Below are 12,876 nucleotides of genomic sequence, written 5' to 3'. Positions count from 1 at the left end.
CAAGGAGCAAGTAAATGAGTAAAAAGAGTAGTTCAATTGAAACGATCTCTAAGGAAGCAAGTGATAGGGGGGGATTGAAATGGTGGCAGTTAGCGCTAATTGGTGTCGGGTGTACGATTGGAACTGGTTATTTTCTAGGATCGACAATTGGAATCAAAATTACGGGTTCTTCCATTGTTCTATCGTTCATTCTAGCAGCAATTGGTACCTATATCGTATTTGATATTTTAGCAAAAATGACAGCAGAAGATCCACAGGAAGGGTCTTTTTGTTATTATGCTGGCAAGGCTTATGGACAATGGGCTAGCTTTAGTTGTGGGTGGAATTATTGGTTTTCAAATATTTTGATCATGGGTAGTCAATTGATTGCACTCGCCATCCTCTCCCGTTTTTGGTTCCCTCATATCCCCTTGTGGATTTTTGCAACTGCTTATGCGATTCTTTCTGTTTTGATCGTTTTCACAGGCACAAAGGGCTTCGATAAAATTGAGAATGTTCTTGCCATCATTAAATTCGCTGCAATTGTGATGTTTATTATTCTTGCAGTTTCTGCTTTATTTGGTTGGATAAAGGGTGGAGGAAAGCCAATTAAATTGCCATTAAAGGGAAATGAACTATTTACTGAGGGATTTAAAGGTTTTTGGGCTTCTCTTATTTATGCTTTCTATGCCTATGGGGGAATTGAAGTGATCGGCATTATGGCGTTGCAATTGAATAAGAAGGAAGATGCTCCTAAGGCAGGGAAAATCATGTTAACCAGTTTAACAATCGTTTATGTTTTATCTCTTGGACTTGCGGTCTCAATGGTGGCACTAGAATCATTTCAAGTGAATGAAAGTCCATTTGTAACAGCCTTAGCAAAATATGATCTTGCATTTTTTCCACACGTTTTCAATGGGGCAATTATTATAGCAGGGTTTTCAACAATGACCGCAGCCTTATATGGAGTAACTAACTTGCTTAAAGCCCTGGCTGAAGATGGTGATGCTCCCTCATTATTTGCTAAGAAGAGCGACAAATTCAAGAACTTACCAATTGCTTCTTTGGGACTCGCTACAATGGGTTTGGTGGCATCAATTGTGACAGCCCTGCTACTTCCAGAAAAGACCTATGAGTACATCACAACCGCAGCAGGAATTCTACTTTTGTACAATTGGTTTTTTATCATTACATCTTCTTTTCGTATTTTAACATATACGATATGGAATAAAATGTTTTCTTATTTAGGGCTTTTGTTAATCCTTGCTGCAATAAGTGGTACTATCATTGGAAATGAACTTCGTCCAGGTTTCTTTGTTAGCTTTATCTTTGTTGCTATTATTTCTCTTGTATGTCTAAGGATGAGGAGTGTATGGAAAAAGAACAAGAAGTCGATCAAATATTATTAAACAGACATTCAAGCGAGTACATCGTAAATAACCAGCATTTGAATTCCCTTTGGGATAATTACTGGGAAATGCTAAAAAGATTTACTGGAGAGATAAGATCTGAGCGCAATCCCCAACATTGACTAAAGTTACTTCTAAATCAACATAAAATGGATGAGAGAAACATTCCAAAGGGGCTGCAGGTCAAGCTGTTCGAGCATTCAATCAATATTTTGACTTTTCAGAGGAAGAGCTTTGAGTTTTCAAAACGAAGGGATGTGGCCATAATCAGTAGCTTATATGTAATCAAGTTGGGGAGTAGTACAGTTCTTTCTGAAGGTAAAGAAATCTATCAAGAAATTAGGGAAATATCTTCTAAAGGCCACTCAATTATCATTGTGGCAGGAGGAGCAAAAGTATTGAAAATCATTACCGAAATATAAATAGAGAAATCAAGTTTCTGCATCTAGATAATGGTAATGAGGTGCGCTATTGTTCTGTAGAGGAAATGGAACATATTCGGAGGTATAACAGTAAAGAATATTCTATATCCATCTTTACCAGCCCTACAGCTGCCCTAACGGTGAGTGAATAATTTCCCTCACCGTTAGGTTCTTTTCACTGGGTCCCCCTCATGATAGAGGTTCGGAGGCTTCCTTGTTACTTTTTCTTGTTATCGCTCTTATTGACGGATTTTGATTAAATATCACAACTTGACCATTTTATAAATTCAGCAAAATTCAACTGAAATCCTTATCATTATGGTGGAATTAAAGCGATACAGTGGCAGAACTATAGAGTTCGTTATTCCTATACGCTGTTAAATGTGATAAAGACCTAAATATAGGACAATAATACCTTTAATACAGCTGTTGACTTATGTTTTTCATTTCCCAATCGTTCCAAAATCTTTAATGGTTATTTTTACATTGTATTCGATCGGTACTTCACTAAATGTCTGATCCCAGTCTTTTTTTACTTTTTTCCACACTTTAGGATAATGGATCCTTAAACTATCTCGATATCCAAAAACATCTGCTTGGAGTTCTTCTTGTGTTTTTTCTGATACACTTTCTACTAGTCGTTTCACTTCTTTTTCAATGGCTTTTTCTGCTCTTGCTAGAGTATCATCAGAAAAAGGTTTCATAGAAATTCCTCTGTCTTCCCCTATACGTCCTTCAGACTCTATGTCTACCTCAAAAGAGATATTATTTCCGTTCACGTGTGGTTGTATATGAGTTTTCATTGACAATACTTCGAATACAATAGGATTGCTTTGTTTTTCGACAAAGATTTCTACATAACCGCCTTTTACATTTCCTTTTATCCAGTTAATTCCCATGACCTCTTCCTTAGTTAAGAAACCTTTAAGTTTTTTTGTTTTTCCCTCAAAAACTGAAGCTCCTTCCAATGTGACTTCTCCATTTGTTGAGATTACATTTTGCAAAAGAAAGCTAGATTCTGATTGTATTTCCCTGCTCAATTTTAGGAGTGATACGGGAGGTAATACTTTAGAATTTCTTTTGTGAGTATTAGTCGTCATTTGTGCAAGCTTTAGCGATGGCACGACAGATGGGTCACTTGTCTCAAGTATTTGACTTGCTCTATTTTTGGCAATTAAAATAAGGCAACTTGGTCTTATTTCGTGTTCTCTTAAAAAGTAATCCAGAATTTGTTGTAGGTTTGTTGTTCGTGCCAAGTCCTCTCCAATAACAATAACCTTTATATGGTGAGCTAAAGGGATCTCCTTGTTTTTTAATAAAGAATCAAGTGTCAACCCCATAAGGGAATGTCCTGTTTCGGAAACATTTTTGAATGATGATGCCCCTCCTTCTTTACCAGCTTCTGAACTATTAGACTTGGCTAACTGGTTGGTTAGGGTTATTAGGTTCTCTTCTAATCCTTCTTCTTCTAAATCAATCGCTACTCCTAAGACAAGCCCTAAATCTTCAATTTCTTTCATGCTCCAGCAAGAAGTTAGAAATAGGAGGGAAAGGACGAAAACGCTCCATTTACTGATATGGCTAAGCCTCATGTCTTCCCTCCTTTATCCATGAACCTATAAGAAGTAATAATGGTAATAACCCAAATAAAACAAAGGAAGCATGGCCGATCATATCTCCAAGGCTAAATAATTCATTGATATTTTTCGGCAGCATGGAAACGATGTAAATAATAGGTATCAATATAAACATCATCGGCTTGATATCCTTTTTGAAAAGCTGGGATAACCCTAGCGCTGCTGCATAATAGCATATCGCATATGTAGCAAATATTTGCATAATCCATATTATTAGTAGAAAAGAGTCAAACCTTTCAAAAATTAAACCAGGGATTTCATAACTTTGAATGAGACTGATTGTAGGCCAGGTTTTCGTTACAGCTACATCAATGGATAATCCCCCTATAACCATAAGTACAGTTAACAAGTAAAATAATACAGGAATCCCTACTCCAACAATAATAACTTTTACTGCCTTTTTTGGCTGTTCCATAAAAGCAATAATGACCACCATAATTTCTGCAACTGTATATGTGAGAGCCGTTGTCTTAATTCCTTTTAACACTGGTATGACCCCCTCACCCAATACAGGGCGCAGGTTATCTAATTCGAATATTTTAAAGCTCATCAAGATAAGCAGTAAAAATAGAATAACAGTTATAGGAAAAATCAGTTCATACAACCGGGCAATAGGATTAATCCCACTTCTGATTAAATAAAGTCCTATCCACATAAAAGGCATAGTTATAAACCAAGTAGGAGTACCATCTAACAAATAAAAACCTGTCACTTCTGCAACTGTTCGGACTTCAAATGCAGAAAGAATTAAAAAGTATCCTAAAACAAATAGACCAAGCAACTTCCCAATGATCTTACCTACAAGGGTTTGGGTGTATTGGTAAAAAGTTTTCCCAGGAAACCGTTGGCTTAAATTAACGTGGATTATCGCTACGAGTAGCGAGATGAGCCCACCCAGTAAAACGGTTATCCAGATATCTGGTGTCTGTACTTCCTGGGCTGTTGTTCGGGGGAGGGTCAGAATGCCGACTCCGAGAGTATAATTAATAAGAATAACTGTCGCTTGCGAAGTCTTTATTTTGTCTTTTTCTTGCAGACTTATCATGTATCCTATCCTCCCTATGTTATCAACTACAACTTATTTTTTCCGAATAGAATCTTTGGTATGGAGCATCCTCGGGCGGCGTTTCATCGTTTTAATCGGCATACGCACCAATAAATCCTTCCAGTCACTAAACCTGTAAGGGACAAAGGGACTGGCATAAGGCACACCAAAGCTTTTCAGCTGTACAAAATGGCTGCAAAGCAACAGAAAGAATAGAACCACACCAAATAAACCAAGCATCGAGGCGAAAATCATTGCTCCAAAACGAAGGATTCGTAAAGATATACCTATACTATATTGTGGGAGAGCAAACGAAGAAATTGCCGTTATCGCCACGACAATTACCATCATAGGACTGACAATTCCTGCTCGTACGGCAGCCTCTCCAACGATCAGTGCGCCTACAATTCCAATCGTTTGTCCAATAGGTTTTGGCAGACGCAGTCCAGCTTCACGTAGAATTTCAATAGATATTTCCATTATTAAGGCTTCAATAATGGAAGGGAACGGAACACCAGCCCTCGTTCCAAGCACAGTAATGGCAAGTTCGGTTGGAATTAATCCTGGATGAAAGGATATAAAGGCTATATATAAGGATGGGCCAAAAAGAGAAATAAAGGCTGCAAAAAAACGCAATAGACGAATGAGAGATCCTGCTATCCAACGGTCATAATAATCTTCGGGCGCTTGCAGCATCATGCTAAAGGTAACAGGGACAATTAAAGCAAATGGCGTCCCGGCCAAGAGAATAGCTACGCGGCCTTCCATCAATGCGGCCATGACACGATCTGGTCGTTCCGTATTCTGGACTTGCGGAAAAGGGCTTAGATAATTATCTTCAATCAATTGCTCAACGAATCCCGATTCCATTACATTATCAATATCGATTTTTTTAATTCTTTTATTTACCTCTTTCACTAACTCAGGGTCAACTATATCCGTGATATAGGCAACTACAAGATTCTTTCTTGATCGTACTCCCACTTCGTGTTTTACTAATGATAATTTCTCATTTTTCCCACTTTGTCTTAATAACGCGCTGTTATCATTTAAATTTTCAGTAAAACCAATTCGGGGTCCTCTGATTGCTTCTTCGGAAGGTGGCTCTCGTAGGTCCCGTGTTTTTCCTTTTACGGTATCAAGCATTAATACTGTGGAAGCTCTATCAACTAAAAGAGCCGCCGACCCTATTAAAACCTCAGGAACGAGCTCTTCCATGGTTTTGACTTCTTTTACTTCAATGAGAGAATGGATGTAATTTTTAATATAGTCTACGGAAAGTAAATCTTTTTTTCTATGTTTGGGGTTTGCTGAAATAGGGGGAATTAGTGATTTTAGAATATGTTTTTCGATTAGCTCTTTATCGGAAAGGCCCTCAACGAAAATGATAACTGCACGAGTATCGGTGCTACCTATATTGAACTCATGAAAACGCACATCAAAATTATAGCCGATCTCCTGCTTGATGGCTTTTAAATCTTTACTAAGCTCTCCCGTGAAAAATTTTGAATGCTGTTCCACTATCATTCATCTCCATCTTTATCTGAGTCCCGAACCCAAGCAAAAAATTTTGAGATTGCATATGGAATGAAAAATACAGTAAAAGCCTGAAGAAAAACCTCCCATTCAGGAAGGTAGAAAAAAATTTTCCCCCACATTTAACATCACCTCTTATGCAAACCAAGTGTTCTATTTATCGTAATTGATTCCATATAATAAAGCCTTTACACTAGTGTGTGCGAAAAGAGTAAGTTATATAAGTTTAATAATCATCTTTGAGACAAGCTTGGAAGGTTAGAAGTTAAAGGTATATCCTAAGCAGCGTGAGTTCTAAATGATATATTTCGTGAATTAAAGCTATTTACAATTTACTGTTCCACAAAATAGGTGAAGTTAGTAAAGCTAACTGATGAATCAGGAACGTTAAATATAAGTCATTTATATGGGGAAAAAAATCAGATTCTGACAGTAACAAATTATATATAAATGGAGAGGTGTGCCGCCAAAGAGTATCAAATATTTGCTGATGGTATCCCAGGAACAATGTTTGGCATGGCAAAGCGATTAAAAAAACTCGACGTGAACTTTATTATGGAGAGGAGAGAAAAGGCGAAGTCACAGTGGCTGCCTTCGATGATACATACGGCAATCTTAAAAAAAAACAGCAAATGAACTCTATTTTCCTCATGTTCAAATGATGGCCGATTGGAGAAGATCTAGCTAAAGAAGGGGTAAAAGACCTTTTTGATTTTATAGAAAGAGACCAGCAATTCCGTGTGCTGTTTCCTATTCTAGTTTTCAGAGAAGATACGGCAGAAAACTTGCTGAGAATCTCGACACCACTTGAGCTCCTTCAAGAATTAAGAAAGATGGGCAAAAAGTAGAACATTTTCTTGAGATCGCATCATTCTACCTTGAGCTACTGAGATATTCTAAGCCAAAAACCTTCATAATCGAGCCTCAGTACGACGATATGAGGCCGGATATCTTCATGATTTGGCGTGGAGCCCCCTTCTGGGTTGAAATCCAACGCAGTATATATTCAAAAAGGATTATGACAGAGAAGATAAAGCGCTACGAGAAGTATTTTTACAGCAATATGTGGAAGGAACTGGAATGGCAACCGGAGAATAAACCAGTATACCCTCGGGTCTGGATAGTAGCCTCAAACAAATATACCCTGGGGCAGTATAGGTTTCGCATTCTTCAAACTCAAAATGCTAAAGAACTGATCGACATGGCCAAGAAACCAATGAGTGTACGCGTAGGTTCAACAACGAAGACAGGTTAATGCCTGTCTTTTTATCTACCATAAGCTACCTTATGGGTTGAGAAATGAGGTGAATACAAATAAAAATCCAACTCACTGAAGCCCAGTACAAGAGGTTTATTGAAGTGCTAATGCCCAGTCTGATCAAGTTAGCAAAGGAACGGCAAAGATATTCTACAAGATAAAAGGGGGATTATCATGGGATTCAAGGATGATATGAGAAAGTGGAAAGAGGAAACGAAGGCAGACTTCAAAAAAGTAGGTGACGAGTTTAGGGCTACGCGAGCAGAACAAAAAGAAAAGTATGCGAATGAGCCTAAGATGAGTGAACAAGAGAAACTCGCTAAGACGGGGAACATGATGTTGAAAGGATATGCGCTGTGGTATATACTGCCGTTCCTTGCGTTTATGCTGATCTTAGGAGTGATGGTTGCCTTTTGGCTGTAGGATATGTTCATTAGTTTATTTTAGTTGTTTCTTAGGGAGGTATGAACGTGTTCAACGTTGACTATGAGTTCATCTGTCAAACTGAGGAAGGCGCTGTATTCCGGGTAATGTGGGGAGATGGAAAGAGTAAGATGGTGCTGATACGAAATGAGGATATAGAGGATGATGACGATCAAAAAAAAGAAAGCCCCTGATAGGAGCTTTTCAAGGCAATACATTACATCGTATCTTAATTTATTACTCAAAAGTATTACTCCCTTGTTTTTCAAACCATTCAAAAAAAGCATCACGTCCTACTCGCTTTAATCTACCTACTCTAACTAAAGGAAATCCTTTAAAGTCCATCACTCTATATGCGTTGCATTTTGAGGTTTGTAAAATTTCAGCAACTTCTAAAGCAGTTAATATTATAGGATAATCAGCTTTAGTCTTAATCATCCTTACTTACCACCAAACCAACGGGCTAAGAAGCCCTTTTTTTCTTCCTCTTTTGCAGCAACCATCATTTGCTTAGTTTCTTGCATTTCCCTTATAGATTCCATTAATCGTTTAATGTGTGTGTGTGTGTGTGTTCGTTCGTTCATTCGTTCATCGATGCTTTGAAGCTTGTTCTGTAGGGCTTCATTCTGTTTCGTTAGTTGTTCGTTGTTAGTTGAATCTAGCAAATGACGAAGGACATACTAGATGTACAGATTTAGAGTAGTAGAGCCGAAGATAGTTTACAAACGGTATGTATCATTATCTTTATTCTAAATAACGAGTGGTTTTTCGAAGCAAAATTTAGTGGTTAACTTTCTTATTAGCTCATCCCTTTCTTCAAGTATAGGTATATTATGTCGTATAATTCAATGTAAATAATTAAATAAACGTTTATGTAACCATTTATGTAACAGTAATATGTTTGTTTAATCGTAACCTCTCTATATCTAAGTTACCTTATGATAGGGGTCGACTCAGGGAAGATGTGGATTTACAACGTTAAAGGCTTCCAAAGTACGAATTACCATGGAATAAACAATTGAAGTGGGGTGTTCCTTGTAACACGTTTCAGAAAAGAAACATCGCTGGTACGGCAAAGAGCATAAATTCTTTATTTTTCTAAACTCAAACAATTCAAAACTAGAGAGTCAAGGGTTGAAAAGTGTAGGCAGCCAATTCTCAATGGAAAGGGATTTAATGATTAGTATTCGATGAGAAAATAAATGGATCAAATCTTTAAGATTTTCAATATCTTAGAAAGTAATACGGTTTATAGGAGAGCGATTGTTGAAGGACTAAGAGAAACGCCATTCTGATAATGGAGTTTCCCTTTTTAAAATCCAATATCAATAGTAAGATTTAACATAAGTTAATTTAACTTTCTTGGTAGCTTCCTTTCATCAAATGTAGGTTTAATATTACGTATAAGTGGATGTAAAAAAGTAAATAAACGTTTATGTAACCATAAATGTAACAGTGATATGTTTGTTTGATCGTAACCTCTCTATATCTAAGTTCCCTTTTGAGTGAAATAAGGCGCTCTTCTCTTTATCTAAGTGGATTAGGATCTGGTTTGCTGTTTATAGGGGTACGGAAACGATTCGAGGATTGAGAGGCCACGCTGGGGAATATTAACTTTATAGTATGGTTAGCTTTTCTTATTTCCTTCTGTCAATTTTCTGTACAAAGCTGATCTTGACACATTTGTGATGTCGCAATTTTTCTTTACGGTCATATTCCCTTCTTTGTAAAGCTTTATGGCATAGTTCATACCTGGACCCTAATGAAATAAAAAATGGACTGAACGGTAAAACGATCAGTCAAAAATATTTATCTTGCTCAATTAAAGCGCTCGATTGCAGCAGATACAACCGAACGGATCACTTTATCTTCTTGAGTCCTCTGTGTAATTCACTTTTAAAACTTCTATATAACTCCTCTCTGTTGTGTTGTATTCGTTTGTTTATCTCTAACCAAACTGTCTCAAAGATGCTTCAAATAGTGAATACTTTCCGAATTCTGGTAAAAACTACCCGAGAATACTGAATTTTGGAGGGATGAAAGTGAATAATGATCGACTGACATCCGCTGAAATCATGAACCTTTGGAACTCTTACTTAGGAAATACAATGGCTGAACATGTTTCTAAGTACTTCCTTACTTATATACAAGATCAAGATGTGTATGCCTTGGTTACTGATGCATGGCAATTGGCTAAAGAGCAAGAACAGGGAGCAAAACAGTTATTGACACAAGATGGGCAGCCCCTTCCTGACGGGATTACCGAACATGATACCCATCCAGGTACGCCCCGGCTTTATACAGATAACATAATCCTTTTGATTAAATACACATTAGGCCAGGATGGTGGAGCAGCCTAATCGATGTCTTTATCCACGTCCATCCGTACTGACGTTCGTCAGTACTACGAAACCTACGTGAAGAAAACAGCTGAATTTTATAACAAGTGTGCAAACCTTATGGAGAAAAAGGGACTGTCCCAAACAAAGGTTCATATCCCAACCCCTGACGGCATTGAAAAAGTTCACCAACAATCCTTTTTGGGTGGTTGGTTTACAGGACATCGTTCGTTAAATGCCGCTGAAATTTTGCAACTTCACTTTCATTTTACAGGTTTAGCCGCCGCTAAAGAATTTTACCGAAGTTTTGCTCAAACCGTGGATTCAAAAGAGGTAAAGCAATATTTTGAGCGTGGGGAAACCATGATCGAAAAACACTTAAAAATCCTCCAATCCCACTTAGCGAAGGATGAATTGTCCCAAATCCCTACATGGGAAAGTGAGATTAAAGAAAGCACGGCGGCTCCTTTTTCAGAGAAACTGATGCTGTACAAGATCTCTGTTTTATCTGCATCCGCAACCGGTAAGTACGGCATGGCGATTTCCAGTGTGATGAGGAAAGGCGTAGGTCTTGATCTTTCAAGAATGATGGCAGAATTTCTTCAATATGGGGAAGATGGTTTAAATCTCATGATTGAGCGAGGTCACATGGATCAAATTCCATTAGCCAAAGGTTAAAACGGAGCGTTTTATTTTGATCCCTTAACAATAGAACTTGAATTGGAGGTTACTGTATATGGTTGATCACCAACCTAAATTGACCTCCGCGGATATCTCAAACCTTTGGACATCCTACGTGCAAGGGACCATGATGGTCTGCGGACTGAAATATTTTGTAGCCAAAGTAGACGATCCGGACATTTCATCTGTATTGATCTATGCGCTGGACATCATGCAACAGCATGTTGAAACGGTGACGCAAATTTTTAATCAGGAAAATTATCCTATTCCGTATGGTTTTACAGATGAAGATGTCAATGAAAACGCGCCGCGTTTATACTCGGATACGTTTTTTCTCATGTACATCTTAGATATGGCCAGATTTATGCTGCCCGCATACGGTCTCGCAGGCGCAGTCTCCGCACGATTAGATGTTGTTGATTTTTATCGAGTTTCCTTAGACCAAGCACAAGAGCTTCATGTAAGAGCTAAAAAGCTGGCATTTCAAAAAGGTGTATATGTGCGCTCACCTGAGATTCCCAAACCGGATCAGCCGGACTACGTGACCAGTCGAAGCTTCTTGACGGGTTGGTTTGGTGATCGCAGACCATTGCTGGGAATTGAAATCACAAATTTAACGACCAATATTGAACGAAACGCAATAGGAAAGGCCATTATTATCGGTTTCAGTCAAGTAACCCGTTCAAAAGAAGTACGGAAGTACATGGAAAGAGGACGGGATATTTCACAAAAACACATTGAAATTTTCTCTTCTATCCTTGGTGAGGAGCATTTACCTGCGCCCATGACTTTGGATCATCAAGTAACGGATTCTACGGCCCCGCCATTTTCGGATAAATTATTGATGTTTCATATTGCCGTCCTTTCGGCTTCAGGTATAGGGCAATACGGCCTGTCGATGTCCGTAAGCCCGAGACACGATTTAGGCTTACATTATGTTCGCTTAACGGCAGAAATCGCGAAGTTTTCCGAAGACGGAGCAAAGATGATGATTGACAAAGGTTGGATGGAACAACCCCCTAAGGCAGCAGATCGTGATCAATTAGCCAAACGAAAACATTAACCAGAATGGACAAAATACGAATGAAGGGATGAATCTAAATGGAACACAACGTTGACTTAACCTCATCAGAAATCGCCAATCTTTGGTTGTCGTATTAAAATGATTCAATGGCCATTTGCGGCATTAAGTATTTTTTTAAACACACTGATGATGACGACATTCGTTCTATATTGGAATATGAGTTAGACCTTCACTCATTGGGACTGGCATTGGTCAATATGGTATGGCGATGGCTTCCAGTCCGAGACACGACTTAGATGTTACTTATGTAACAGCAGAAATTGGACACTATGCTAATGATGGGGCAAACATTATGATTATTAACAACGGTTGGCTGGAACAGCCGCTAGAAGCAGCGAATCGTAAAGACTTAGCAGATTAAGTTAGGACAATGCTTAATGGAGACTCGAAAGAATGACAAGCTTTTTTTCAGTTTGTTTTCGCGGCTTATTTTGTGACGGTAATAGGAATAAGATTCTTTAGTTTGAAAAAATATTCTTTACCATAGGTAGCTGCTATTAAGCAAACGGGCCATTAGTTACTCCCAGTCTAGTGGTGTTATTGGAAGAGGAATGATTACATGATATTGGGATTTATTATGCTTCAGCATCATGTTAAATAAGGGGATGAAAAAGGAATACGAGGAGGCCAGAGGGATTTCCGATGGCTTTTTATCTTTAGAATAATACAGTTTATAGGGGAGCGATTGTTGAAGGACTAAGGGAAACTCCATTCTGATAATGGGGTTTCCCTTTTTAAAACCCAATATCAATAGTAATATTTACCTAACTTAATTTACCTTTCTTGGTAGCTTCCTCTCATCAAGTGTAGGTTTAATATTACGTATAAGTAGATGTAATAAATTAAATAAACGTTTATGTAACCATAAATGTAACAGTAATATGTTTGTTTAATCGTAACCTCTATATATCTATTTTGAGTGAAATAAGGCACTCTTCTCTTTATCTAAGTGGATTAGGATCTGATTTGCTGTTTATTGTTTATATAGAATAGGTTTCATTGCAAAGAACTGAAAACCCCAGCACTTTGACGGGGGCCGAGTTAGATGAGGGAGTTAGATAAC

At 38.0% G+C, this 12,876-nt stretch carries 12 protein-coding genes and 1 pseudogene; 7 read left to right on the top strand and 6 right to left on the bottom strand.

The genetic code is table 11. The annotated features are described in order from the left end of the window. Window positions 1-14 precede the first annotated feature (14 nt). Window positions 15-1,388, top strand: a complete 1,374-nt coding sequence (locus ABFG93_RS22270; RefSeq protein WP_347552977.1) for an amino acid permease — start codon at window positions 15-17, stop codon at window positions 1,386-1,388. Between the two features lie 865 nt (window positions 1,389-2,253). Here ABFG93_RS22270 and ABFG93_RS22265 read toward each other — a convergent pair. The 3 genes from ABFG93_RS22265 to ABFG93_RS22255 are packed head-to-tail and all read right to left on the bottom strand — an operon-like array spanning window position 2,254 to window position 6,019. Then, the gene (locus ABFG93_RS22265; protein ID WP_347552976.1) at window positions 2,254-3,402 is read right to left on the bottom strand and encodes a Ger(x)C family spore germination protein; all 1,149 of its coding nucleotides are present in this window, start codon (window positions 3,400-3,402) and stop codon (window positions 2,254-2,256) included. Beyond that, a complete protein-coding gene (locus ABFG93_RS22260; protein ID WP_347552975.1) occupies window positions 3,392-4,492 on the bottom strand; it encodes a spore germination protein in 1,101 nt (366 codons plus the stop codon). Before ABFG93_RS22260 ends, ABFG93_RS22265 begins: the two co-directional genes overlap by 11 nt. A 33-nt stretch (window positions 4,493-4,525) precedes the next feature. Then, on the bottom strand, window positions 4,526-6,019 hold the full coding sequence (locus ABFG93_RS22255; protein ID WP_347552974.1) for a spore germination protein: 1,494 nt from the start codon (window positions 6,017-6,019) through the stop codon (window positions 4,526-4,528). Between the two features lie 1,441 nt (window positions 6,020-7,460). On the opposite strand from ABFG93_RS22255, the gene ABFG93_RS22245 reads away from it, so the two are divergent. After that, window positions 7,461-7,709 carry a hypothetical protein gene (locus tag ABFG93_RS22245; RefSeq protein WP_347552973.1) on the top strand — a complete coding sequence of 83 codons (249 nt, stop codon included), beginning with the start codon at window positions 7,461-7,463 and terminating at the stop codon, window positions 7,707-7,709. 47 nt (window positions 7,710-7,756) lie between these two features. Beyond that, entirely contained in the window at window positions 7,757-7,903 is a 147-nt protein-coding gene (locus tag ABFG93_RS22240; RefSeq protein ID WP_347552972.1) for a hypothetical protein, read from the top strand. Between the two features lie 43 nt (window positions 7,904-7,946). On the opposite strand, the gene ABFG93_RS22235 is transcribed toward ABFG93_RS22240, so the two are convergent. The 3 genes and pseudogenes from ABFG93_RS22235 to ABFG93_RS22225 form a co-directional block, all read right to left on the bottom strand. Beyond that, a complete protein-coding gene (locus ABFG93_RS22235; RefSeq protein ID WP_347552971.1) occupies window positions 7,947-8,147 on the bottom strand; it encodes a DNA-binding protein in 201 nt (66 codons plus the stop codon). Window positions 8,148-8,149: 2 nt separating this feature from the next. Continuing rightward, entirely contained in the window at window positions 8,150-8,374 is a 225-nt protein-coding gene (locus ABFG93_RS22230; protein WP_347552970.1) for a DUF3967 domain-containing protein, read from the bottom strand. A gap of 962 nt (window positions 8,375-9,336) precedes the next feature. Beyond that, window positions 9,337-9,462: pseudogene (locus tag ABFG93_RS22225) on the bottom strand (helix-turn-helix domain-containing protein); the annotation flags it as partial. A 289-nt stretch (window positions 9,463-9,751) separates the two neighbouring features. Between ABFG93_RS22225 and ABFG93_RS22220 the strand changes: the two are divergent. The 4 genes from ABFG93_RS22220 to ABFG93_RS22205 all read left to right on the top strand — a co-directional run bounded on the left by ABFG93_RS22220 (window position 9,752) and on the right by ABFG93_RS22205 (window position 12,174). Continuing rightward, window positions 9,752-10,069 (top strand): DUF3231 family protein, encoded by a 318-nt coding sequence (locus ABFG93_RS22220; protein ID WP_347552969.1) that lies wholly within the window; start codon window positions 9,752-9,754, stop codon window positions 10,067-10,069. A 99-nt stretch (window positions 10,070-10,168) separates the two neighbouring features. Beyond that, window positions 10,169-10,726 (top strand): DUF3231 family protein, encoded by a 558-nt coding sequence (locus ABFG93_RS22215; RefSeq protein ID WP_347552968.1) that lies wholly within the window; start codon window positions 10,169-10,171, stop codon window positions 10,724-10,726. A 58-nt stretch (window positions 10,727-10,784) separates the two neighbouring features. Further along, the gene (locus ABFG93_RS22210) at window positions 10,785-11,792 is read left to right on the top strand and encodes a DUF3231 family protein (protein WP_347552967.1); all 1,008 of its coding nucleotides are present in this window, start codon (window positions 10,785-10,787) and stop codon (window positions 11,790-11,792) included. A 196-nt stretch (window positions 11,793-11,988) separates the two neighbouring features. After that, window positions 11,989-12,174 carry a DUF3231 family protein gene (locus tag ABFG93_RS22205; RefSeq protein WP_347553242.1) on the top strand — a complete coding sequence of 62 codons (186 nt, stop codon included), beginning with the start codon at window positions 11,989-11,991 and terminating at the stop codon, window positions 12,172-12,174. Window positions 12,175-12,876: the final 702 nt, after the last annotated feature.

Origin of the sequence: Pseudalkalibacillus hwajinpoensis, from assembly GCF_039851965.1 — a bacterium.
In the GTDB taxonomy this organism is placed as follows: Bacteria; Bacillota; Bacilli; order Bacillales; family Guptibacillaceae; genus Guptibacillus; species Guptibacillus hwajinpoensis_E.
This window is presented reverse-complemented; position numbering and strand designations above follow the sequence as displayed.

What these genes read in the sequence shown, in the direction of transcription:
- ABFG93_RS22270 (WP_347552977.1), top strand. Translation starts at nt 15, where the DNA reads ATGAGTAAAAAGAGTAGTTCAATTGAAACGATCTCTAAGGAAGCAAGT.
- ABFG93_RS22265 (WP_347552976.1), bottom strand. Translation starts at nt 3,402, where the DNA reads ATGAGGCTTAGCCATATCAGTAAATGGAGCGTTTTCGTCCTTTCCCTC.
- ABFG93_RS22260 (WP_347552975.1), bottom strand. Translation starts at nt 4,492, where the DNA reads ATGATAAGTCTGCAAGAAAAAGACAAAATAAAGACTTCGCAAGCGACA.
- ABFG93_RS22255 (WP_347552974.1), bottom strand. Translation starts at nt 6,019, where the DNA reads ATGATAGTGGAACAGCATTCAAAATTTTTCACGGGAGAGCTTAGTAAA.
- ABFG93_RS22245 (WP_347552973.1), top strand. Translation starts at nt 7,461, where the DNA reads ATGGGATTCAAGGATGATATGAGAAAGTGGAAAGAGGAAACGAAGGCA.
- ABFG93_RS22235 (WP_347552971.1), bottom strand. Translation starts at nt 8,147, where the DNA reads ATGATTAAGACTAAAGCTGATTATCCTATAATATTAACTGCTTTAGAA.
- ABFG93_RS22215 (WP_347552968.1), top strand. Translation starts at nt 10,169, where the DNA reads ATGGAGAAAAAGGGACTGTCCCAAACAAAGGTTCATATCCCAACCCCT.
- ABFG93_RS22210 (WP_347552967.1), top strand. Translation starts at nt 10,785, where the DNA reads ATGGTTGATCACCAACCTAAATTGACCTCCGCGGATATCTCAAACCTT.